This is a genomic window from Cupriavidus sp. 291-E7 (genome assembly GCF_057798835.1).
Genome location: NZ_JBYOJV010000015.1, coordinates 135,600 through 157,963, shown reverse-complemented (window position 1 = coordinate 157,963; position 22,364 = coordinate 135,600). Strand labels below are relative to the sequence as shown.

The following is a 22,364-nucleotide window of genomic DNA, read 5'->3' as shown; positions in this document are numbered from 1 at the left end:
AACCGTGGCTAAACTGGCTCTGATTGAACGTGAGAAGAAGCGCGCAAAGCTCGTGGCGAAGTACGCCGACAAGCGCGCAAACCTCAAGGCCATTATTGACGACCAAGAAAAGTCGGAAGAAGAGCGTTATCTGGCGCGACTCGAGCTGCAGAAGCTCCCGCGCAACGCTAACCCGACCCGCCAGCGTAACCGCTGCGCGATCACCGGTCGTCCCCGCGGTACCTTCCGCAAGTTTGGCCTGGCGCGTAACAAGATCCGCGAAATCGCCTTCAAGGGCGAAATCCCGGGTCTGACGAAAGCCAGCTGGTAATTACGCACAGGCTACAGGAGAAACAGTATGAGCATGAGCGATCCTATCGCCGATATGCTGACGCGCATCCGCAACGCCCAAGGCGTGCAGAAGGCGTCGGTGGTCATGCCCTCGTCCAAACTGAAGGTTGCGATTGCCAAGGTCCTGAAGGACGAAGGCTACGTCGACGACTACTCGGTGCAGGAAGAAGGTGGCAAGGCGCAACTGACCATTGGTCTGAAGTACTACGCCGGCCGTCCGGTGATCGAGCGCATCGAGCGCGTTTCGAAGCCCGGTCTGCGCGTGTACAAGGGCCGCAGCGACATCCCCCAAGTGATGAACGGCCTGGGTGTGGCGATCATCTCGACCCCGCAGGGTCTGATGACCGACCGCAAGGCACGTGCCACTGGCGTGGGCGGTGAAGTTCTCTGCTACGTCGCGTAAGGAGCAAACATGTCCCGTGTAGGTAAGGCTCCCATCGCGCTGCCGAAAGGCGCGGAAGTAAATGTGGCGGCTGGCGTGCTCTCCGTGAAGGGCCCGCTCGGTACGCTGACTCAGCCGATTCACAGCCTGGTGAAGGCCAACGTTGCCGACGGCACGCTGACTTTCGAACCGGCTGACGAATCGCGTGAAGCTAACGCCCTGCAAGGCACCATGCGCGCCCTGGCGGCCAACATGGTCAAGGGCGTAACCGCCGGTTTCGAGCGCAAGCTGAACCTGGTTGGCGTGGGTTACCGCGCTCAACTGCAAGGTTCCGCGCTGAAGCTCCAGCTTGGTTTCTCGCACGACGTGATCCACGAAATGCCGGAAGGCGTGAAGGCCGAAACGCCGACGCAGACCGAAATCGTGATCAAGGGTGCTGACAAGCAGAAAGTCGGTCAGGTTGCCGCGGAAGTTCGCGCGTACCGTCCGCCTGAGCCCTACAAGGGCAAGGGTGTTCGCTACGCTGACGAGCGCGTCATCCTGAAGGAAACCAAGAAGAAGTAAGGGGTGCAATGATGAACAAGAAAGACGCTCGTTTGCGCCGTGCACGTCAGACCCGCGCCAAAATCGCGGAACTGAAGATCAATCGTCTGACCGTGTTCCGTACGAATTCGCATATTTACGCTCAGGTGTACTCGCCGTGCGGCACGCAAGTGCTGGCCTCGGCTTCGACCGCCGAAGCAGAAGTGCGCAAGGAACTGACTGGCAACGGTGCTACCGTTGCGGCCGCCACCCTGGTGGGCAAGCGCGTTGCCGAAAAGGCAAAGGCTGCTGGCGTGGAAACCGTCGCGTTCGATCGCGGTGGCTTCCGCTTCCACGGTCGCGTGAAGGCCCTGGCTGATGCCGCGCGTGAAGCCGGCCTCAAGTTCTAAGCGCTCAGAGAGAGATACGTCATGGCAAAGATGCAAGCAAAAGTCCAACAGGACGAACGCGACGACGGCCTCCGCGAGAAGATGATCTCGGTCAACCGTGTCACCAAGGTGGTGAAGGGTGGCCGTATCCTCGGTTTCGCTGCGCTGACCGTGGTTGGTGACGGCGATGGCCGCATCGGCATGGGCAAGGGCAAGGCCAAGGAAGTTCCGGTGGCCGTGCAGAAGGCAATGGACGAAGCCCGTCGCAAGATGGTCAAGGTCGCACTGAAGAACGGCACGCTGCAGCACGAAGTTGTTGGCAAGCACGGCGCCGCCAAGGTGCTGATGATGCCCGCCAAGGAAGGTACCGGCGTGATCGCCGGCGGCCCGATGCGCGCGATTTTCGAAGTGATGGGTGTGACGAACGTCGTGACGAAGTCGCACGGTTCGACGAACCCGTACAACATGGTTCGCGCCACCCTCGATGGTCTGACCAAGATGAGCACGCCGGCAGAAATCGCTGCCAAGCGTGGCAAGTCGGTTGAAGACATCCTCGGCTAAGGTGAACGAAATGTCGCAGAAAACCGTAAAAGTGCAACTCGTGCGTAGCCTGATCGGTACGCGCGAGGATCATCGCGCCACCGTACGTGGCCTGGGCCTGCGTCGCCTGAACTCCGTTTCGGAGCTGCAGGACACGCCCGCCGTGCGCGGCATGATCAACAAGGTCTCGTACCTGGTCAAGGTTCTGGCCTGATCGGGACTCGGAGAGCAACATGCAACTGAACAACCTGAAACCGGCCGACGGTTCGAAGCACGCCAAGCGTCGCGTCGGCCGCGGTATCGGCTCCGGCCTGGGCAAGACTGCCGGTCGTGGTCACAAGGGTCAGAAGTCGCGTTCGGGCGGCTTCCACAAGGTCGGCTTCGAAGGCGGTCAAATGCCGCTGTATCGTCGCCTGCCGAAGCGTGGTTTTACCTCGCTGACCAAGGCCTTCACCGCCGAAGTGACCCTGCGCGACATCGAGCGCCTGGAAGCTGCTGAAGTGGACCTTCTGGTCCTGAAGCAAGCTGGCCTGGTGGGCGAGCTGGTCAAGAGCGCAAAGGTCATCAAGGCCGGCGAACTGTCCCGCAAGGTGACGATCAAGGGTCTGGGCGCCACCGCTGGTGCCAAGGCTGCGATCGAAGCCGCTGGCGGCCAGATCGAAGCGTAATTACGCAGTAGCATTCGCAGCATAGGCGAAGTCACAGTCGGAGCATCGTTTGGCCACGGCGAAACCCAATGCAAGCGCGCAAGCCAGGAACACGGCGAAGTACGGCGATCTCAAGCGCCGGCTGATGTTCCTGGTGCTGGCCCTGATCGTCTACCGCATCGGTGCACATATACCGGTGCCGGGAATCGATCCGGACCAGCTTGCGAAGCTTTTCCAGAGTCAGTCGGGTGGCATCCTCGGGATGTTCAACCTGTTCTCGGGCGGTGCGCTGTCGCGCTTTACCGTCTTCGCGCTTGGCATCATGCCGTACATCTCGGCGTCGATCATCATGCAATTGCTGACGATCGTGCTGCCGCAGCTGGAAGCGCTGAAGAAGGAAGGGCAGGCGGGGCAACGGAAGATCACGCAGTACACGCGCTACGGCACCGTGGTTCTGGCCACGTTCCAGGCGCTGTCGATTGCGGTGGCGCTGGAGTCGCAACCAGGGCTGGTTATCGATCCGGGCCTGATGTTCCGGGCGACGGCGGTGATTACGCTGGTGACCGGAACGATGTTCCTGATGTGGCTGGGTGAGCAGATTACCGAGCGTGGTCTGGGCAACGGCATCTCGATCATCATTTTTGGCGGTATTGCGGCGGGCTTGCCCAACGCGATCGGCGGACTGTTCGAACTGGTCCGCACGGGTTCCATGAGCATCATTGCGGCGATCCTGATCGTTGCGATCATTGCCGGTGTGACCTTCGCCGTGGTGTTTATCGAGCGTGGCCAGCGCAAGATCCTGGTGAACTATGCCAAGCGTCAGGTCGGCAACAAGGTGTACGGCGGTCAGTCGTCCCACCTGCCGCTGAAGCTGAACATGGCAGGGGTGATTCCGCCGATCTTTGCATCGTCGATCATTCTGTTCCCGGCGACGATTGCAGGCTGGTTCACGTCTGACTCGACGGGTGCGGTTGGCCGGTTCATCAAGGACCTGGCTGCCACGCTGTCGCCGGGCCAGCCGGTCTACATCCTGCTGTATGCGGCTGCGATTGTATTTTTCTGCTTCTTCTATACGGCTCTGGTCTATAACAGCCGGGAAGTAGCGGATAACCTGAAGAAAAGTGGAGCCTTCATTCCGGGCATCCGTCCGGGCGAGCAAACGACGCGCTATATCGACAAGATCTTGGTGCGCCTGACGCTGGCTGGTGCGATTTACATCACGCTAGTCTGCCTGTTGCCGGAATTCCTGGTGCTGCGCTGGAACGTTCCGTTTTATTTTGGCGGAACCTCTCTGCTGATCATCGTGGTCGTCACGATGGACTTCATGTCACAGGTTCAGTCCTATGTCATGTCGCAGCAGTACGAGTCGCTGCTGAAGAAGGCGAATTTCAAGGGTAACCTGACCTTGCGCTAGGAAAGCCGGGTCGGGACGGGCACCAGGTATGGCAAAAGACGACGTCATCCAGATGCAGGGGGAGGTCCTGGAAAACCTTCCCAACGCGACGTTCCGCGTCAAGCTTGAAAATGGCCATGTAGTACTCGGGCATATCTCGGGCAAGATGCGAATGAACTACATCCGGATTCTTCCGGGTGACAAGGTGACGGTTGAGCTGACTCCATATGATCTGTCGCGCGCACGTATCGTCTTCAGGACGAAGTGACGCGAACTGGAATTGAAGGAAGAGGAAAATCATGAAAGTGCTGGCTTCTGTTAAGCGCATTTGCCGCAACTGCAAAATCATCAAGCGCAACGGTGTCGTGCGCGTGATCTGCTCGTCGGATCCCCGCCACAAGCAACGCCAAGGCTAATCGGAAAGAGGATTGACGAATGGCACGTATCGCAGGGGTTAACATCCCGAACCACAAGCACACCGAAATCGGTCTGACGGCCATTTATGGTGTCGGCCGCTCGCGCGCCCGCAAAATTTGCGAGGCCACCGGTGTACCGTTTGACAAGAAGGTCAAGGATCTGACCGACGCCGACCTGGAAAAGCTTCGTGACGAAGTGGGCAAGGTCACGGTCGAGGGTGACCTGCGTCGTGAAACCACGATGAACATCAAGCGTCTGATGGACCTTGGTTGCTATCGTGGCATGCGTCACCGCAAGGGCCTGCCGCTCCGCGGCCAGCGTACCCGCACCAATGCTCGTACCCGTAAGGGTCCGCGCAAGGCCGGCGTGGCACTGAAGAAGTAAAGCCGAAGGCATAGGAAGAAACGAATGGCAAAAGGTCCGAATAACGCCGCCCAGCGCGCGCGTAAGAAGGTCAAGAAGAACGTTGCCGACGGCATCGCGCACGTCCACGCTTCGTTCAACAACACCATCATCACCATCACCGATCGCCAGGGCAACGCCCTGTCGTGGGCAACCGCCGGTGGCCAAGGCTTCAAGGGTTCGCGTAAGTCGACCCCGTTTGCTGCCCAGGTCGCTGCCGAGAACGCCGGCCGTGTGGCGCAAGACCAGGGTATCAAGAACCTGGAAGTGCGCATCAAGGGTCCGGGTCCGGGTCGCGAATCGGCTGTCCGTGCGCTGAACGCGCTGGGCATCAAGATCGCCGTGATCGAAGATGTGACGCCGGTGCCGCACAACGGCTGCCGCCCGCCGAAGCGCCGCCGTATCTAAGCGCCAGGCTTGCCGGAGTGTGTTCGGGTTATACCGGACGTCTCCGGACTGTGGTAGTATCCCGCGTTGGCCTGCTGCAATTCGTTGCGGCGGGCTTTCGTTTTGCGTCCGCGTGTTGAGACTGCCGTCTCCGCACGAGGGCGATATCGTCATGCTTTTGCGTTGCCTCCGCGTGGCTCGGCCACCGCGGATGAAGAACCATAAGCCCACCGTCCGTCGCAATTGGTGGCGGACTCGCGGCGCGTCATGATGGCGTCGCGATCGATCAAAGGAAGATAAAGTGGCACGTTATACCGGCCCGAAGGCCAAACTTTCCCGCCGCGAAGGCACCGATCTGTTCCTGAAGAGCGCCCGTCGCTCGCTGGCTGACAAGTGCAAGCTGGACAGCAAGCCTGGCCAACACGGTCGCACCTCGGGTGCCCGTACGTCCGACTACGGCAACCAGCTGCGCGAAAAGCAGAAGGTCAAGCGCATCTATGGCGTGCTGGAGCGTCAGTTCCGCCGTTACTTCGCTGAAGCCGACCGCCGCAAGGGCAACACCGGCGAAAAGCTGCTGCAACTGCTGGAATCGCGCCTGGACAACGTCGTGTACCGCATGGGCTTCGGCTCGACCCGCGCTGAAGCGCGTCAGCTGGTTTCGCACAAGGCGATCCTGGTGAACGGTCAGACGCTGAACGTGCCGTCGGCACAGATCAAGTCCGGCGACATCGTGTCGATCCGCGAGCAGTCGAAGAAGCAAGTCCGTATCGCCGAGGCCCTGTCGCTGGCCGAGCAATCGGGCTTCCCGACCTGGGTTAGCGTCGATGCCAAGAAGTTCGAAGGCACGTTCAAGCAAGCCCCGGATCGCGCCGATATCTCCGGCGATATCAATGAAAGCCTGATCGTCGAATTGTATTCGCGTTAATCGCGGACCGACATTCGAACGGTTCAGCGCTTGCCTGATCTTCAAGGCTTCGCTTTCAGCCCGGCGTGCCATGCGGCGCGCCGGGCTTATTGCCCATCACGCGATGGGTTTTCTCAGGTTCCAAACGTCAGCCTTATCGGTGTAACGAGCCGAGGGTATTGAAAAGGACGACCTAATGCAAACAGCACTCCTCAAGCCAAAAATTATCGCCGTCGAACCGCTGGGCGACCACCACGCCAAAGTCGTGATGGAGCCGTTTGAGCGCGGTTATGGGCATACGCTTGGTAACGCGCTGCGTCGCGTCCTGCTGTCGTCGATGGTCGGCTATGCGCCGACTGAAGTCACGATCGCAGGGGTGGTCCACGAGTATTCCACCATCGATGGCGTCCAGGAAGACGTCGTCAACCTGCTGCTCAACCTGAAGGGCGTGGTGTTCAAGCTGCATAACCGCGACGAAGTCACGGTGTCGCTGCGCAAGGATGGCGAAGGCGTGGTCACGGCAGCCGATATCGAGCTGCCGCACGACGTCGAGATCATCAACCCGGGCCACGTGATTGCCCACCTGTCCGCAGGTGGCAAGCTCGACATGCAGATCAAGGTCGAGCAAGGCCGCGGCTACGTGCCGGGCAACGTGCGCAAGTTCGGCGACGAAACCGGCAAGGTAATCGGCCGTATCGTTCTGGACGCCTCGTTCTCGCCGGTGCGCCGCGTTTCGTACGCCGTGGAATCGGCTCGTGTGGAACAGCGTACCGATCTGGACAAGCTGGTGATGAACATCGAAACCGACGGCGTGATCTCGCCGGAGGAAGCGATTCGCCAGTCGGCCCGTATCCTGGTTGACCAGCTGTCGGTGTTCGCCGCCCTGGAAGGTACCGAGTCGGCCGCCGAGGCTGCCTCGAGCCGCGCACCGCAGATCGATCCGATCCTGCTGCGTCCGGTGGACGACCTCGAGCTGACGGTGCGTTCGGCCAACTGCCTGAAGGCCGAAAACATCTACTACATCGGCGACCTGATCCAGCGTACCGAGAACGAACTGCTCAAGACCCCGAACCTGGGTCGCAAGTCGCTCAACGAGATCAAGGAAGTCCTGGCTTCGCGTGGTCTGACGCTCGGCATGAAGCTCGAGAACTGGCCGCCCGCAGGTCTGGAGAAGTAATTGATGGGTGGAGCTGCCGGAAGGCGGCTCCACTATCAGCGCGCCACAGGCAATTCCGCCCGTGGCACCGTAGCACTACCGGCCCGCGCCGACGCCCGCAAGCTGCAAGCGTATGCGATAGAAGAGCTGGTCAAACACTGTAATCGAAAGGAATCATCATGCGTCACCGTCATGGTTTGCGGAAACTGAACCGCACCTCGTCGCACCGTCTCGCGATGCTGCGCAACATGTCCAACTCGCTGTTCCAGCACGAGCTGATCAAGACCACCGTGCCCAAGGCCAAGGAACTGCGCAAGGTTGTCGAGCCGCTCATCACGCTGGCCAAGAAGGACACCGTTGCCAACCGCCGTCTGGCTTTCGCCCGACTGCGCGACCGCGACATGGTCACGAAGCTGTTCACCGAACTGGGCCCGCGTTACGCCACCCGTCCGGGCGGCTACACCCGTATCCTGAAGTTCGGCTTCCGTCAGGGCGACAATGCGCCGATGGCGCTGGTCGAGCTGGTCGACCGTCCGGAAATCACCGAAGCCCCGGCTGAAGAAGCTGCGGAATAAGTGATGCCCGACCCGTCCTCGCTGACGGGTTATCGGACACGGCACTACAATCGAGCCAGGCTTTTGCCTGGCTCTTTTGTTTTGTGCACCTATCCAGTCATGACAGTCTCAGAATCCTCTCACGGCGCGACCCATCCGGACCCGGCGGAACCGGTCTGGATGGCGATGACCAACCTGCCCGACGAGGCGTCGGCGATGCGCGTGGCGCGGGCCGTACTGGAGGCACGCGTGGCCGCGTGCGTGAACCGCATGGCGCCGTGCCAGTCCGAGTATTGGTGGCAGGGCAGGCTGGAGCAGGCGCAAGAGTGGCCGCTGCTGATCAAGACGACAGAAAGCCAGTATGCCGGGCTTGAGGCCGCGATCCGCGCCGCACACCCCTACGACGTGCCGGAGGTCATTGCGTGGCCCCTGGCGGCCGGATGGCCGGCCTATCTAGGCTGGGTACGCAGCGAGACGACAGGGGTGGCTAACAGGCCCTGAAGCAAGAACAAGCATCGGAACAACTCATGGGAATGACGGGGATCAGTGTCGGTACGGCGTGGCCAAACGGCGACAGCCGAGTCTTTCGTGCGCAGCAAGGCATGCGGCATATTGTCGCAATCGTGCTGGTGCTTCTCGCTTGTCTCGTTTCCTGGTCTGGCGCCCAGGCCGCGACCGAGGATGATTTCCTGCCGCCGGAGCAGGCGTTCAGATTTGCGGCCCGCCAGCTCGATCCCAAGACCATCGAAGTGCGCTTCGACGTGGCGGACGGCTACTACCTCTACCGCGAGCGTTTCGCGTTTGCCGCGCAGCCGGCGGGCGTGGCGCTCGGGAAACCATCGATGCCAGAGGGCAAGGTCCATTTTGACGAGACCTTTGGCAAGGACATGGAGACTTATCGCGGCGCCGTAGTCGTCCAGGTGCCGGTGGAACAGGTGCCGGCGGATGGCCGCTGGACGCTTGTGGTGACGTCGCAAGGCTGTGCGGACAAGGGCCTGTGCTACCCGCCGATGGAGAGCGTGTACAAGGTTGGCGGGTCGGTGCTCGGTAACCTGTTCGGTGACCGCAGCGCAGCCGCTCGCTCAAGCCCCGCCACACCGCAGGCGGAAGCCCCTGCGGCACGCGCCCCGCAAGTCGATGAGAACGACCGCATTGCGGGGGCGTTGGCGAGCCGCAACCTCGCGCTGATCGCCGGGCTGTTCTTCGGACTTGGACTGTTGCTGACGTTCACGCCGTGCGTGCTGCCGATGGTGCCGATCCTGTCGTCGATCGTCGTGGGCGAGCGCGTGACCCGAAGCCGCGCATTCGTTGTCTCGCTGGCGTACGTGCTCGGGATGGCGGTCGTCTATACCGCCGTGGGTGTCGGCGCCGGACTGGCTGGCGAAGGCCTTGCCGCGATGCTGCAGACGCCGTGGGTCCTCGGCGTGTTTGCGCTGCTGCTGATTGCGCTGTCGCTGTCGATGTTCGGCCTCTACGAGCTCCAGCTGCCACAGCGCTGGCAGACGCGCCTCACCGAGTCTTCCAACCGCAGGCAAGGCGGCCAGATTGCTGGCGCCGCGGCGATGGGTGCGATCTCGGCGCTGATCGTCGGTCCCTGCGTGACCGCGCCGCTGGCTGGCGCGCTGGCCTATATCGCGCAGACCGGCGATGCGTTCGTCGGCGGCTCCGCGCTGCTGGCGATGGCGCTCGGCATGGGTGTGCCGTTGTTGCTGGTGGGCGTTGGCGCGGGCAACCTGCTACCGCGCGCGGGCAAATGGATGGAGGCAACCAAGCGGTTCTTCGGCTTTCTGCTGCTTGGCGTGGCGATCTGGATGGTGACGCCAGTACTGCCGGCCTGGACGGTGATGATTGCGTGGGCGGCGTTGCTGATCGTCGCCGCCGTGTACCTTGGCGCCTTCGACTCACTCGGCCCCGATCCTCGCGGGCTGCTGCGTCTGGGCAAAGGCCTCGGCCTGGTCGCGGCGCTGGCAGGGGCGATCCAGATCGTTGGCGTGGCCTCCGGTGGACGTGATCCGCTTCAGCCGCTGTCGCACCTGGGTGCGCTCTCCGGTTCGCCTGCAGGCGTGACGGCCGGCAAGGAGGCCGCCATCCGTTTCGAGCGTGTGCGAAGCGTGGCCGAGCTGGACGCACGCGTGGCACAGGCCGCCGCGGCAGGGCGTCCGGTGCTGCTCGATTTCTATGCCGACTGGTGCGTCAGCTGCAAGGAAATGGAGAAGCTGACGTTCCCCGATGCGAAGGTTCGGGCACGGCTGGCCAACGTGGTATTGCTGCAGGCCGATGTCACGGCAAATAACGCTGATGACAAGGCATTGCTGAAGCGATTTGGCCTGTTTGGTCCGCCGGGAATCATTCTTTTCGGACCGGATGGCCGTGAACGCCCGGTTCGCGTGATTGGCTACCAGTCGGCAAACCGCTTCCTCGACAGCCTTGAGCGCGCCTTCGGCAAGCTGCCGCAAACGTGAGTTAGCGCGGGGGCGTCAGGCCTATCGATCCAGCCAGCGTCCCAGGGCCCAGATGCCGCCGATGGTGGCCACAACACCGCCCATCAGGCCGATCGACCACCAGAACCCGTTTGGCTCCTGCAGCCACGGCATGCGCGCGAAGTTCATGCCGAATACGCCGGTGATTAACGTCAGTGGCATGAACAGCGCGGTGATGATCGTCAGGGCGCGCATCGTGCGATTGGTCCGGTGCGCCACGGCGGAAAAGTGGATCTGCACGGCCGATTCGATCGAGTCTTCGAGACGCCTGGCGTGCGCGAGCACCCGCATGATGTGCTCCATCAGATCGGTCAGCCGCACGAGCAGCACTTCATCTCGGCTGGCCGCGCCTGCATCACCGTCATCGGTGCTGTAGCGGTTGTCGAGCAAACTGTCCCGGAATTCCTGCAGCGCATCGCGCTGTTCCTCGCTCAGGTTCTCCAGCCGGCGCAACTGGATACGCGCGTCGAGCAGTCCCTCCCAGCTCGAAAAACTCTGCCGGGCACTGAGCAGCGCGCGCTGCCAGCGGTCAAGTTGCCGCGTCAGTGGCGTTCGCAGGTCCAGATAGCGGTCCACCATCGCGTTCAGCAGCCGAAGCATCAGGTCTTCAGGTCGGGTCGGCGGACGCACCCCATGCATCAACGATGCCGCGCCGTTCGATCGCGCCGGCGCCGATGACGATCCGCCGCAAGTGTCCAGCAGCCGCTGCCGCACCTGGTCGATGGTGCGCGATGGCGCGGGACGTACGGTGACCAGCACGTTATCGAATACGAAGAAGGCAACCGGCTGCGTGTCGATGCGCGCGAGCGCCGGCAGAAAACCCGGCGCGTACTTGCGCGATGCCTTGCGCGGCGCTGGCATCGATGGCGTACCCGGCGACGCGGGCGGCGCGGTGGCCGCGCTGGCTTCGCTGGTCACACCGGCCGGCGCCGCATCTGCTTCGGCGAACCTTCGGCTCGTCTCGAATGTCAGCTTGCGGAAGATCACCATGTCGTACGCATTGGTCGTGTCGAAGAACGACGGATGCGCAGGGTTGGTGGCGTCGGCCAGGTGCAGGTCCAGGATCGGGGCGCCGGTCAGCGCTTCCAGGCGGTCACGCCAGGCGCCAGCCGCGGGCGTGACTTCGTCGGTGGCAAAGTCGGCCCAGACGAAGCGGGCCGCTGCATTGCCGGAGAGGAAGTCGCGCGCGGCGTCCAGCGTCGCGAGCGGATGTACCTGGCTGGCCGAAAAGCCGAGTAGCTGCATGCGGCGCCGTCGGCGTCAGGCGGTGGCCTTCAGCAGGCGGGCGGCGTCACGCGCGAAGTACGTGAGGATGCCGTCGGCCCCTGCGCGACGGAATGCCAGCAGCGATTCCATCATGACCTTGTCGTGGTCCAGCCAGCCGTTCTGCGCGGCCGCCTTGAGCATCGCGTACTCGCCGCTGACCTGGTACACGTAGGTCGGAAAGCGGAACTCGTCCTTCACGCGGCGCACGATGTCCAGGTACGGCATGCCGGGCTTCACCATCACCATGTCGGCGCCTTCAAGGATGTCCTGGGCCACTTCGCGCAGGGCTTCGTCGGTATTGGCCGGGTCCATCTGGTAGGTCATCTTGTTGCCCTTGCCCAGATTGGCGGCCGAGCCGACTGCGTCGCGGAACGGGCCGTAGAAGGCCGATGCGTACTTGGCGGAGTAGGCCATGATGCGCGTGTGGATGTGGCCCGCGTCTTCCAGTGCGGTGCGCACGGCACCGATGCGGCCGTCCATCATGTCGGACGGTGCGACGATGTCCACACCTGCTTCGGCCTGAACCAACGCCTGTTTGACCAGGAGGTCGACGGTGATGTCGTTGATCACGTAGCCGTTCTCGTCGAGCACGCCGTCCTGGCCGTGGCTCGTGTAGGGGTCAAGCGCGACGTCGGTGAGTACGCCCAGTTCGGGAAAGCGATCCTTCAGGGCACGCACCGCGCGCGGGACCAGGCCCTCGGCACGCGTGGCCTCGATGCCGTCCGGCGTCTTGATCGACGGATCGATGACCGGGAACAGCGCGATCACGGGGATGCCCAGCTTCACACAATCCTCCGCAACCGGCATCAGCAGGTCCACCGACATGCGCTCCACGCCGGGCATCGATGCCACGGCCTCGCGCTTGTTCTGGCCTTCCAGGATAAACACCGGATAGATCAGGTTGTCGGCCGACAGGCGGTTTTCGCGCATCATGCGACGCGAAAAGTCATCGCGGCGCATGCGGCGGGGACGGTACTCGGGGAACGTGGACATGGCTGAATCGGGGGAGGAGAAAGTCGTGGACGGATGCGTGGCGCACGTCACCGCGACGGGTCGCGGCCGACAGAAAACCCATGCACCGAAAGAAAAAAGAACTTTTGTGCGTGCCCGCTATCATACTCGCGGACACCTTGTGTTGCTTCGCGCAGCGCGGTGTCCCCCGCTACTCCTCCCTGAGCGGGTACCCGCCCTGAACCGGTGGGAAAGTTGGACCCCGTTGCTTGCAACGGGGCTTTTTTTTGGCCGGTCGGAAGGTGGCGAAGCAGATCTAGCCTTGCGGCGCGTCCGGTGCCTGGGCGGCCTCGGGCGGCTGGGCTTCGGGCAGCGCCAGCCATCCCGCCACCACGCGCTGCGCCTCCTCGATGCCGCGGCGCTTCAGGCTGGAGAACAGCTGGGCGGTCAGCGCCGGCGGGTTCTCCAACTGGCCGGCGTAGTCGGCCAGCATCTGCCGTGCCTCACGCAGCGCTGTTGCATTTTCGCTGTTGGTGAGCTTGTCGGCCTTGGTCAGCAGCACGTGGATGGGCTTGCCGGTGGGCAGGAACCACTCGACCATCTGGCAATCGAGTTCCGTGAACGGGCGGCGGGCATCCATCATCAGGATCAGACCCGCCAGCTGGGTGCGGCTCTGGACGTAGTCGGACAACAGGCCCTGCCAGTGGAACTTGGCGCTGCCCGACACTTCGGCGTAGCCGTAGCCGGGCAGGTCGACCAGGAACCCAAGCGGATCGGTCGCCTTAACCGGCGCCACGGTGAAGTAATTGATGTGTTGCGTACGGCCGGGGGTACGCGACGAGAATGCCAACCGCTTCTGGTTGCACAGCGTATTGATGGCCGTCGATTTGCCGGCGTTGGACCTGCCGGCGAACGCCACCTCCGGAACAGCCGTGGCGGGCAGGTCGCGCAGATGGTTGACGGTATTGAAGAATCGGGCCTGATGTAGAAGGGACATGCGAAGGTGCGGTGGAGCGGGCAGACTCGGGGCTGGCAAGGGTGCCAGTGCAGACGTCGCCACAGAGACTGACCTAAGTCAATCCGGAAAGCGATTTATTGTACAATAACCCGGTTTACGGTCTCCTGAGCGGGTGACGTGTGGCATCCTTGCCGGATGTCATCGGCGAAGTCTGAAATTGGGTCGGGGATATTGTCCCGGATCAATGATCAGCGATCGCGCATACGCGTTCCCAGCTCTTGCCCCCTTGGCGCCTCCTCACCGCCGGGCAAGGGGAGAAAGGAAACCGGCATGCATTACGGTGTTCATAACAAATCTGACAAGGTGTAAGGATGAACCGCATTGCGAAACTTTTGGGTGTCATGGCGCTGGCTGTTCCGCTGGGTGCAATGACAGGGCTGGCATCTGCCGCAGAGCAGGCCCACGCCGCCAAGCCAGATCCCGCCAAGGGCGAGACGCTTTACACGCAAGGCGTACCTGATCGCAATGTTCCCGCATGCTTCTCCTGCCACGGCACGGCGGGCAACAGCACCGCCGCCGTCAATCCCAAGCTGGCGGGCCAGCAGGGCGAATATGTTCACAAGCAGCTGGCGGACTTCAAGACCAAATCCCGCGATAACGCCATCATGTCGCTGTACGCCCAGGCACTGAGCGATCAGGACATGAAGGACATCGGCGCCTACCTGGCCAAGCAGCAGCTCAAGCCTGCCACCGCCAAGAACAAGGCAACGATCGAGGACGGCCAGAAGATCTACCGCGCGGGCATCGCCGCCAAGGGCGTGCCGGCCTGCGCAGGCTGCCACGGACCAACTGGCGCCGGTATCCCGGCACAGTATCCGCGCATTGGAGGCCAGTATTCCGAGTACACCGAAGCGCAACTGGTGGCGTTCCGCCAGGGCACCCGCAAGAACAATTCGGTCATGAGCACGATTACCGCCAGGATGTCGGATGCCGAGATCAAGGCGGTCGCGGACTACGTCGCCGGCGTCCGTTAAGTCGTATCTGGGCCGCGTGTACGGGGATTCCCGCAGGGGATGAACCGGCCGCACGGGCAACAATCGAAGAGGGTGGCCTGCTTGCCAAAGCATGTCCACCCTTTTTCATTTTCAGCGCCACCACATCGCGTCACATCGGCGCGCGACACTGGCGCCATACGTAAATAGCGCCACATCGGCTTTCAGGCTTTACCGCACATGTCGACCCCTTCCACTTCAGGCCTGCACCTGAAGACCCAACACCGAGTGTTGCGCGATAGCGTCGAGTTGCTGTCCTCGATGCGTTTTGCCATCACGCTGCTGACGGTGATTGCCATTGCCAGCATCATCGGCACCGTGCTCAAGCAGAACGAGCCGTACCCGAACTACGTGAACCAGTTCGGGCCGTTCTGGGCGGACCTGTTTCACGCGCTTTCGCTGCAGAAGGTGTATGGCTCGTGGTGGTTCCTGCTGATCCTGGCGTTCCTGGTGATCTCCACCTCGCTGTGTATCGCGCGCAACGCACCGAAGATGATTGTCGACATGCGTTCGTGGAAAGATCACGTACGCGAACGTAGCCTGCGCGCGTTTCATCATCGCGGCGAATACGATGCGCCGCGCGGGCGCACGGAATCAGTGGCCAGGCTTGCCGCGCTGCTTCGCAATCGCGGGTTCCGGGTAAAGCCGGTTGAGCATGACGGCGCCACGCTGCTGGCAGCCAAGGCCGGTGCGGCCAACAAGCTCGGCTATATCCTCGCGCATACGGCCATCGTCGTGATCTGCATCGGCGGCCTGCTGGACGGAGACATGCTCATCCGCGCGCAGATGTGGTTCGGCGGCAAGTCGCCGATCTCCGGCAACGCCATCATCAGCGAGATTCCCGCCAAGCACCGTCTGTCGGCATCCAATCCGGGCTTCCGCGGCAACGCGTTCGTGCCGGAAGGGGCGACCGTATCCACTGCCATCCTGAACATCGCCGATGGCGCGCTGGTGCAAGACCTGCCCTTCTCGATCACGCTCAAGAAGTTCACCGTCGACTATTACTCGACCGGTATGCCGAAGCTGTTTGCATCCGATGTCGTCGTGACGGACCGCGCCACGGGCAAGCAGACCGAAGCGACGATCAAGGTCAACGAGCCGCTGGTGGTGGATGGCGTGGCCATCTACCAGTCCAGCTTCGAGGACGGTGGTTCGCGCCTGAAGTTCGTAGGCTATCCGATGGCCGGCAGCACGCACGCCACGTTCCCGATCTCGGGCACGGTCGGCGGCAACGCGCAACTGAGCGGTACCGGTACCGCTGCCGATCAGGACAGCCTGACGGTCGAGTTCAGCGATTTCCGGCAGATCAACGTCGAGACAGTGACCGATGCGTCGGGCAAGGCCGATGCGCGCGGGGTGGCACGCAAGTCCTCACTGAGCACGCTCGAGCAGCACCTGGGCGCGGCGGCGAGCCTGGATAAGGACAAGGACCTGCGTAACGTCGGTCCGTCGGTCCAGTACAAGCTGCGCGACCGCAATGGTCAGGCGCGTGAATTCAACAACTACATGCTGCCGGTGCAACTCGATGGCCAGACGCTTTTCCTGGCCGGCATGCGCGAATCCCCGAGCGAGCCGTTCCGCTATCTGCGCATTCCAGCCGACGACCAGCTGAGCGTGGCCGACTGGATGCGCCTGCGCGCCGCGCTGCAGAACAGTGCGCTGCGAGGCGAGGCCGCACGGCGCTTTGCGGAAGTGTCCATGCCGGGCGCGGACAAGGAAACCCTGCGCAAGCAACTTGCCGAGAGTGCACTCCGCGCGATGGACCTGTTTGCGGGTGCCACGCGATCGTCGCCTGACTCGCCGCCGGGAGGCTTTACCGCCATTGCCGCCTTCCTCGAGAAATCGGTGCCGCAGGGTGAACAGCAGAAGGCCGCTGACGTATTGCTCAAGATTCTCAACGGTTCGATGTGGGAACTGTGGCAACTGGCGCGCGAGCAGGACAAGCTGCCCGTCGTCCCCAACGATGCAAAGAGCGGCCAGTTCCTGCAGCAGTCGATCAATGCGCTTTCGGACAGTTTTTTCTACGCCGCGCCGGTGCTGCTGCAGCTCGACGACTTCCAAAAGGTCAACGCGAGCGTGTTCCAGATGACCCGTGCGCCGGGCAAGAACATCGTGTATCTTGGCTGCCTGCTGCTGGTGGCGGGCGTGTTTGCGATGTTCTATATCCGCGAGCGCCGCGTCTGGATTTGGGTCAAGGACAGGCAGCCCGACGATGCCGGAAACTCGGCAGGCAGCCATGTGCTGATGGCAATGTCCACGCAGCGCCGCACGATGGATTTTGAGAAAGAGTTCGTCACATTGCGCGACGATGTTGGCCGGGTGGTCGGTGCGGAAGTGACGGCCGTGCCAGCCGACGGGACAGCGCCAATGGCGCCTACCGCACCGCGATCCGACGCATCAGGGGCGGATGATAAGCAGGGGCCGTCGCTATAGTAGAAAGAGAGCTTCCGGCGGCCGGGGGAACGTAACCGGCCGGCCGCGCCATGCTGACACAGCAGCCATAACAGGTGCTTCACACCGCAGAGCAGGAATGCCATGTCCTCCAATCTTCATCACGCCAATCCCGGCCTGACGCCGCGACAAAAGGCCGCAGCCAACGACGTGCCCAATGACGGGGCCGGGCTGGATGCCGATCTTCTCGAACCTTCGTTTCTGCGCCGGCTGACCTGGGTCGACTGGTTGTTCGCCCTGCTGCTGGTAGTGGGCGCGGGGTTTGCGCTGCTGCAGTATGGCCACTGGATGAACGTGTACGACAAGGCTGTGCTGATTGCCGCCGTGCCGACATTCGCACTGCTGGGCTGGCATTGGAAGCCGGTGCGGCCGCTGATGGCAGGCATTGCCGTGCTGTCGCTGTTTGCCATCCAGTTGTACCAGGGCGACCTGGCGCGCGCCGAGCAGGCGTTCTTCCTCAAGTATTTTCTGTCGAGCCAATCGGCCATCCTCTGGATGAGCGCGCTGGTTTTTCTGTCGACGCTGTTCTACTGGGTCGGGTTCGCCGCGAAGTCGGACACCGGCTCCAGCATCGGCAGCAAGATGTGCTGGGCGGCGGTGGTGTTGGGCTTTACCGGGCTGATGGTGCGCTGGTACGAGTCGTACCTGATTGGTGCCGACATTGGCCACATTCCCATTTCAAACCTCTATGAGGTCTTTGTCCTCTTCTCGCTGATCACGTCTCTGTTTTACCTGTACTACGAACGCCGCTATGCCACGCGCGCGCTGGGGCCGTTCGTGATGCTGGTGGTGTCGGCCGCTGTGGCATTTCTGCTGTGGTACACGGTCAGCCGCAACGCGCAGGAGATCCAGCCACTGGTGCCGGCCCTGCAAAGCTGGTGGATGAAGATTCACGTGCCGGCCAATTTCATCGGCTACGGCACCTTCGCGCTGGCCGCGATGGTTTCTGTCGCCTATCTGCTCAAGCAGCGCGGCATTCTGGCGGAGCGCCTGCCGTCGCTGGAACTGCTCGATGACGTGATGTACAAGGCCATCGCGGTTGGCTTTGCATTCTTCACGATCGCCACGATCCTGGGCGCGTTGTGGGCCGCGGAGGCATGGGGCGGCTACTGGAGCTGGGACCCGAAGGAAACCTGGGCGCTGATCGTCTGGCTGAATTACGCGGCATGGCTGCACATGCGCCTGATGAAGGGCCTGCGTGGCACGGTGGCGGCATGGTGGGCGCTGGTGGGCCTGCTGGTCACGACCTTCGCGTTCCTGGGCGTGAATATGTTCCTGTCTGGCCTGCACAGCTACGGCGAACTCTGATTCGCACCGCCTCTGGACGGATCCCAAAAAGCCTGCCCTGCGGCAGGCTTTTTTTATTGCATCGCACCCTCGGTGCTGTATTCAATAGACGACCGTGAGGCACCTGTGATCGGGAAATTCATGCCTTGAAAGACACTTTTTGCGAGAAGACGCCACTTTTTTTCCACTAAACGGAATAAGGACGTCACATCGGGTGTTTACTGAGGATGAACGGCGCCGACTGTCGGCTCCGAACCGGAGAAGGAGAACATGAAGATGACCAATCGTCACACTGCTGTATCCGCGCTGCGCCCGTTTGCCCTTGCAGTTGGCGCCGCTGCCGTCCTGCTGGCCGGATGTTCGGGGATGGGCATGGGTTCCAGTGCGGGCAATATGCCGCCGACCGTCAAGGTGACCGATGGCGTGCTGACCGATCCACAGGGCTTGACGCTCTATACGTTCGACCGCGACGCGGCGAACAGCGGCAAGAGCGTTTGCAATGGCATGTGCGCCACCAACTGGCCGCCGCTGCTGGCTGAGCCGGGCCGCACTGCCTCGGGCAGCTATTCGATCATCACCCGTGACGACGGCGCGCGTCAGTACGCCTACAAGGGCATGCCGCTGTACCGCTTTGCGAAGGATGCCAAGCCGGGTGACAAGACTGGCGACAACATCAATAGCGTCTGGCACGTGGCCAAGCCCTGATTGACGGGATAACTGGACGCAGGGCAACCCGGGCATGGACGGATTCGAGCGCCAGCTGGTGGCGCTGGCACCGCGTCTGCGGCGCCACGCGCGCGGCTTGACCGGCGACACCGCGCTGGCCGACGACCTGGTGCAGGACACGCTGGAGCGTGCCCTGCGCTATCGCTGGCGGTTCAGGCTGCGTCCGGGGGCGCTGTGGGGTGACGGTGCCGATGGCCTGTTGCCCTGGCTGCTGACGTTGATGCATCGCCTGCGTCTCAATGCGCTGCGCAGGGCTGACCTTGTGACCGCAACCGACGATGTGCCGGAAGTTGCCACCGTCGGTGCGGACCCAGGTCTGCGCCGCGATCTGCTCAGGGCGCTGGATGCACTGCCCGAGGCGCAGCGGGCGGTGTTGCTGTTGGTCAGCCTGGAACAGTTTTCGTACGCGGAAGCTGCCCAGGTGCTCGACGTGCCCATCGGCACGATCATGTCGCGCCTGGCGCGCGCCCGTGAACATATGCGCCGCCTGCTTGAGGGTGGCGCGAAGGACGTTGCGGTGCCCAACACGCTGCAACGGGTGAAATGATGAGTCCCCAGACGCCGGTGAGCGAAGCCGATCTCCACGCCTACGCAGACGGTCAGTTGCAAGGCCCGCGCCGTGCGGAGGTGGAGGCCTTCCTGGCGGCCGACCCGGAAGCCGCCCGCAAGGTGGAAGCCTGGCGGCAGCAGGCCGCCGCGCTGCATGCCGGCCTGGACGGCGTGCTCAATGAGGCCGTGCCCCTGGCAGCGTTGCCGCGCCAGTTGCATGCCCACGGCAGCCGCGCCGCGGCATGGCGGCCTGCCTGGCCACTGGCGCTGGCAGCGAGCCTGTGCGCGCTGGTGGTGGGTGCCGCGGGCGGGTGGGTGGCGCGCGAGCGCATCGGAGGCGATGCCGTGGCTGCCGCACCGATGGAGCGCTTTGCGCGCGATGCGCTGGCCAGCTATGTCGTCTATGCGCCCGAGGTGCGGCATGTGGTCGAGGTGCCGGCCAGCGACGAGGCACATCTGATCGCGTGGTTGTCGAAACGGCTTGGTGCCGCGCTGCAGGTGCCCGATCTGCACCAGCAGGGCTTCCGGCTGATCGGCGGGCGACTCGGTGCCTCCGAAGGTGGCCCGATGGCCATTCTGATGTACGAGGACGATGCCGGCACGCGGCTGTCGCTGCAGTTGCGGCGCATGGCACAGGGCACGCCCGATACGGCGTTCCGGCTCGAACGGATGCCACCCCGAACGCCCGCACGGTCCGCCGCCGCCCGTGCCACGATGGCGTTTTACTGGGTCGACCGGGATCTCGGCTTTGCGCTGGCCGGTCCGCTGGAACGCGAACGGCTGCTGGCCCTGGCCCAGCTGGTCTACCAGCAGTATCAGCGGGGGTAGGGCCGCACCGCTCTGGCGGTGTTGCACCTTCCCGCCGCTTTTGATGTCCAATGCTCCAGGTTCTCTCCAACGCTGCAAATCATGCTGATTCCATCCCCGAAATGGTTGCGCGGTGACGACGTCGCCGCTTCGGAAATCACCCCCCAACAGCTGTATCTGTCACGCCGGCGTTTGCTCTCGCTTGGTGGTGCCGCTGCCGCGTCGGGTCTGGCGTCGCCGTGGTTTGCGCGACAGGCATTCGCACAGGAGGCGCCTGGCAAGCTGGCAAAGCTGCCGGCCACGCTCAACAACGCCTTCGTCGTGACCGAAAAACGCACGCCGTACGCGGACGTCACCACGTACAACAATTTCTACGAGTTCGGCACCGACAAGTCCGACCCCGCACGCAACGCCGGCACGCTGCGGCCGCGTCCGTGGCAGGTGGCCGTGGAGGGGTTGGTCAAGCATCCCAAGGTCTATGACCTCGACGAGCTGCTGAAGGTGGCGCCGATGGAAGAGCGCGTCTACCGCATGCGCTGCGTGGAAGGCTGGTCGATGGTGATTCCGTGGATCGGCTACCCGCTGGCCGAGCTGATCAAGCGCGTGGAACCGCAACCCGGCGCGAAGTTCGTGCAGTTCATCACGCTGGCGGACAAGAAGCAGATGCCTGGACTAAGCAGCGGCGTGCTCGACTGGCCCTATAGCGAAGGGCTGCGCATGGACGAGGCGATGCATCCGTTGGCGCTACTGACCTTCGGCCTGTATGGCGAAGTGCTGCCGAACCAGAATGGCGCGCCGGTGCGCATGGTGTTGCCGTGGAAGTATGGCTTCAAGAGCGCCAAGTCGATCGTGAAGATCCGTTTCGTGGACAAGCAGCCGCCAACCAGCTGGAACCTTGCCGCCGCTAACGAATACGGCTTCTATTCGAACGTGAACCCCGACGTCGATCATCCGCGCTGGAGCCAGGCCACCGAGCGCCGCATCGGCGAGGACAAGGGCGGCGGCGGCTTTTCGGCGCTGTTCGCCCCCAAGCGCAAGACGCTGCCGTTCAACGGCTACGCCGCGCAGGTTGCATCGCTTTATCAGGGCATGGACCTGAGGAAGAATTTCTGATGGCCGAGCGTGATCTGCGGACCGCGACCCAGCCACGGCCCGTGCCGCCCGGCAGGCAACTGCCCGGCGGACTGGTCATGCTGGCGCCAGCGCGCGTGCGGATGGTGAAGGTCCTTGTCTGGATACTGGCGCTGCTGCCGTTCATCCGCCTGATGTACCTGGGATCGACGTCGCAGTTTGGTGCCAATCCGCTGGAATTTGTGACCCGCTCGACCGGCACGTGGACGCTGGTGATGCTGTGCGTCACGCTGACGATCACGCCATTGCGCCGGCTTACGGGGTGGCACTGGGTGATCCGGCTGCGGCGCATGCTGGGGCTGTTCACGTTTTTCTATGCGCTGCAGCACTTCCTGCTCTGGCTCGCGGTCGACCGCGGGTTTGACCTCGCATACATGCTCAAGGACATCGGCAAGCGACCGTTCATCACGATGGGCTTTGCGGCGTTCGTGTTGATGGTGCCTCTGGCGGCCACATCGATGAATGCGATGGTCCGCTGGATCGGTGGCAAGCGCTGGCAGGCGCTGCACAGGTCGATCTATGTCATTGCCGTGCTGGCGATCCTGCATTACTGGTGGCACAAAGCCGGCAAGAACGATTTTGGCGAGGTATCGATCTACGCGGCTGTCGTGTTCGTGCTGCTGGCCATGCGGGTCTGGTGGGCGTTCAGGCCGAAGGCCGCGACCACGGGGCGATAAAAAAGG

Annotated in this window: 28 protein-coding genes; 25 read left to right on the top strand and 3 right to left on the bottom strand. The window is 62.9% G+C overall.

Going from position 1 to position 22,364, the window contains the following annotated elements; genetic code table 11:
• Nucleotides 1-4: 4 nt before the first annotated feature.
• The 17 genes from rpsN (at nt 5) to dsbD (ending at nt 10,485) form a co-directional block, all read left to right on the top strand.
• On the top strand, nt 5-310 hold the full coding sequence (rpsN, locus tag AC3FLX_RS24305) for a 30S ribosomal protein S14 (RefSeq protein ID WP_008642942.1): 306 nt from the start codon (nt 5-7) through the stop codon (nt 308-310).
• 27 nt (nt 311-337) lie between these two features.
• On the top strand, nt 338-733 hold the full coding sequence (gene rpsH / locus AC3FLX_RS24300; protein ID WP_153949082.1) for a 30S ribosomal protein S8: 396 nt from the start codon (nt 338-340) through the stop codon (nt 731-733).
• Between the two features lie 9 nt (nt 734-742).
• Complete coding sequence (rplF, locus tag AC3FLX_RS24295) at nt 743-1,276, top strand: 50S ribosomal protein L6 (RefSeq protein ID WP_488699874.1); 534 nt, start codon at nt 743-745, stop codon at nt 1,274-1,276.
• An 11-nt stretch (nt 1,277-1,287) separates the two neighbouring features.
• Complete coding sequence (gene rplR / locus AC3FLX_RS24290; protein WP_488699872.1) at nt 1,288-1,644, top strand: 50S ribosomal protein L18; 357 nt, start codon at nt 1,288-1,290, stop codon at nt 1,642-1,644.
• A gap of 21 nt (nt 1,645-1,665) precedes the next feature.
• The gene (gene rpsE / locus AC3FLX_RS24285; RefSeq protein ID WP_488699871.1) at nt 1,666-2,184 is read left to right on the top strand and encodes a 30S ribosomal protein S5; all 519 of its coding nucleotides are present in this window, start codon (nt 1,666-1,668) and stop codon (nt 2,182-2,184) included.
• A gap of 10 nt (nt 2,185-2,194) precedes the next feature.
• On the top strand, nt 2,195-2,377 hold the full coding sequence (gene rpmD / locus AC3FLX_RS24280) for a 50S ribosomal protein L30 (RefSeq protein ID WP_008642953.1): 183 nt from the start codon (nt 2,195-2,197) through the stop codon (nt 2,375-2,377).
• Nucleotides 2,378-2,396: 19 nt separating this feature from the next.
• The gene (rplO, locus tag AC3FLX_RS24275) at nt 2,397-2,831 is read left to right on the top strand and encodes a 50S ribosomal protein L15 (RefSeq protein ID WP_008642954.1); all 435 of its coding nucleotides are present in this window, start codon (nt 2,397-2,399) and stop codon (nt 2,829-2,831) included.
• 49 nt (nt 2,832-2,880) lie between these two features.
• A complete protein-coding gene (gene secY / locus AC3FLX_RS24270; protein ID WP_488699870.1) occupies nt 2,881-4,224 on the top strand; it encodes a preprotein translocase subunit SecY in 1,344 nt (447 codons plus the stop codon).
• A 28-nt stretch (nt 4,225-4,252) separates the two neighbouring features.
• A complete protein-coding gene (infA, locus tag AC3FLX_RS24265; RefSeq protein WP_010812378.1) occupies nt 4,253-4,471 on the top strand; it encodes a translation initiation factor IF-1 in 219 nt (72 codons plus the stop codon).
• Between the two features lie 31 nt (nt 4,472-4,502).
• Entirely contained in the window at nt 4,503-4,619 is a 117-nt protein-coding gene (rpmJ, locus tag AC3FLX_RS24260) for a 50S ribosomal protein L36 (RefSeq protein WP_008642959.1), read from the top strand.
• A 19-nt stretch (nt 4,620-4,638) separates the two neighbouring features.
• On the top strand, nt 4,639-5,004 hold the full coding sequence (rpsM, locus tag AC3FLX_RS24255) for a 30S ribosomal protein S13 (protein WP_011299299.1): 366 nt from the start codon (nt 4,639-4,641) through the stop codon (nt 5,002-5,004).
• 24 nt (nt 5,005-5,028) lie between these two features.
• Nucleotides 5,029-5,430, top strand: coding sequence for a 30S ribosomal protein S11 (rpsK, locus tag AC3FLX_RS24250; RefSeq protein ID WP_008642963.1), 402 nt, complete (start codon nt 5,029-5,031; stop codon nt 5,428-5,430).
• 280 nt (nt 5,431-5,710) lie between these two features.
• On the top strand, nt 5,711-6,334 hold the full coding sequence (gene rpsD / locus AC3FLX_RS24245) for a 30S ribosomal protein S4 (protein ID WP_488699869.1): 624 nt from the start codon (nt 5,711-5,713) through the stop codon (nt 6,332-6,334).
• A 175-nt stretch (nt 6,335-6,509) separates the two neighbouring features.
• Entirely contained in the window at nt 6,510-7,490 is a 981-nt protein-coding gene (locus AC3FLX_RS24240) for a DNA-directed RNA polymerase subunit alpha (protein WP_488699868.1), read from the top strand.
• A gap of 158 nt (nt 7,491-7,648) precedes the next feature.
• Complete coding sequence (gene rplQ, locus AC3FLX_RS24235; RefSeq protein ID WP_010812373.1) at nt 7,649-8,044, top strand: 50S ribosomal protein L17; 396 nt, start codon at nt 7,649-7,651, stop codon at nt 8,042-8,044.
• A gap of 99 nt (nt 8,045-8,143) precedes the next feature.
• Nucleotides 8,144-8,524 carry a divalent-cation tolerance protein CutA gene (cutA, locus tag AC3FLX_RS24230; RefSeq protein WP_488699867.1) on the top strand — a complete coding sequence of 127 codons (381 nt, stop codon included), beginning with the start codon at nt 8,144-8,146 and terminating at the stop codon, nt 8,522-8,524.
• Between the two features lie 101 nt (nt 8,525-8,625).
• Entirely contained in the window at nt 8,626-10,485 is a 1,860-nt protein-coding gene (dsbD, locus tag AC3FLX_RS24225; RefSeq protein ID WP_488699865.1) for a protein-disulfide reductase DsbD, read from the top strand.
• A 21-nt stretch (nt 10,486-10,506) separates the two neighbouring features.
• On the opposite strand, the gene AC3FLX_RS24220 is transcribed toward dsbD, so the two are convergent.
• From AC3FLX_RS24220 to yihA, 3 genes are all read right to left on the bottom strand, one after another.
• Nucleotides 10,507-11,748, bottom strand: coding sequence for a magnesium transporter CorA family protein (locus tag AC3FLX_RS24220; protein ID WP_488699864.1), 1,242 nt, complete (start codon nt 11,746-11,748; stop codon nt 10,507-10,509).
• A gap of 15 nt (nt 11,749-11,763) precedes the next feature.
• The gene (gene hemB, locus AC3FLX_RS24215; RefSeq protein ID WP_488699863.1) at nt 11,764-12,762 is read right to left on the bottom strand and encodes a porphobilinogen synthase; all 999 of its coding nucleotides are present in this window, start codon (nt 12,760-12,762) and stop codon (nt 11,764-11,766) included.
• Nucleotides 12,763-13,036: 274 nt separating this feature from the next.
• Nucleotides 13,037-13,717: a ribosome biogenesis GTP-binding protein YihA/YsxC gene (yihA, locus tag AC3FLX_RS24210; protein WP_488699862.1), complete on the bottom strand. Its 681-nt coding sequence runs from the start codon at nt 13,715-13,717 to the stop codon at nt 13,037-13,039.
• A gap of 332 nt (nt 13,718-14,049) precedes the next feature.
• On the opposite strand from yihA, the gene AC3FLX_RS24205 reads away from it, so the two are divergent.
• From AC3FLX_RS24205 to msrQ, 8 genes are all read left to right on the top strand, one after another.
• Nucleotides 14,050-14,712 carry a c-type cytochrome gene (locus AC3FLX_RS24205; protein ID WP_488699861.1) on the top strand — a complete coding sequence of 221 codons (663 nt, stop codon included), beginning with the start codon at nt 14,050-14,052 and terminating at the stop codon, nt 14,710-14,712.
• Between the two features lie 198 nt (nt 14,713-14,910).
• Entirely contained in the window at nt 14,911-17,163 is a 2,253-nt protein-coding gene (locus tag AC3FLX_RS24200) for a cytochrome c biogenesis protein ResB (RefSeq protein WP_488699860.1), read from the top strand.
• Between the two features lie 102 nt (nt 17,164-17,265).
• Nucleotides 17,266-18,489, top strand: coding sequence for a c-type cytochrome biogenesis protein CcsB (gene ccsB / locus AC3FLX_RS24195; protein ID WP_488699859.1), 1,224 nt, complete (start codon nt 17,266-17,268; stop codon nt 18,487-18,489).
• Between the two features lie 255 nt (nt 18,490-18,744).
• Complete coding sequence (locus tag AC3FLX_RS24190; RefSeq protein WP_488699858.1) at nt 18,745-19,173, top strand: COG4315 family predicted lipoprotein; 429 nt, start codon at nt 18,745-18,747, stop codon at nt 19,171-19,173.
• A gap of 34 nt (nt 19,174-19,207) precedes the next feature.
• A complete protein-coding gene (locus AC3FLX_RS24185) occupies nt 19,208-19,741 on the top strand; it encodes an RNA polymerase sigma factor (RefSeq protein ID WP_488699857.1) in 534 nt (177 codons plus the stop codon).
• Complete coding sequence (locus tag AC3FLX_RS24180; RefSeq protein ID WP_488699894.1) at nt 19,741-20,571, top strand: anti-sigma factor family protein; 831 nt, start codon at nt 19,741-19,743, stop codon at nt 20,569-20,571. Before AC3FLX_RS24185 ends, AC3FLX_RS24180 begins: the two co-directional genes overlap by 1 nt.
• Before the next feature lie 81 nt (nt 20,572-20,652).
• Nucleotides 20,653-21,663 (top strand): protein-methionine-sulfoxide reductase catalytic subunit MsrP, encoded by a 1,011-nt coding sequence (msrP, locus tag AC3FLX_RS24175; RefSeq protein ID WP_488699856.1) that lies wholly within the window; start codon nt 20,653-20,655, stop codon nt 21,661-21,663.
• Between the two features lie 77 nt (nt 21,664-21,740).
• Entirely contained in the window at nt 21,741-22,358 is a 618-nt protein-coding gene (gene msrQ, locus AC3FLX_RS24170; protein ID WP_488699893.1) for a protein-methionine-sulfoxide reductase heme-binding subunit MsrQ, read from the top strand.
• Nucleotides 22,359-22,364: the final 6 nt, after the last annotated feature.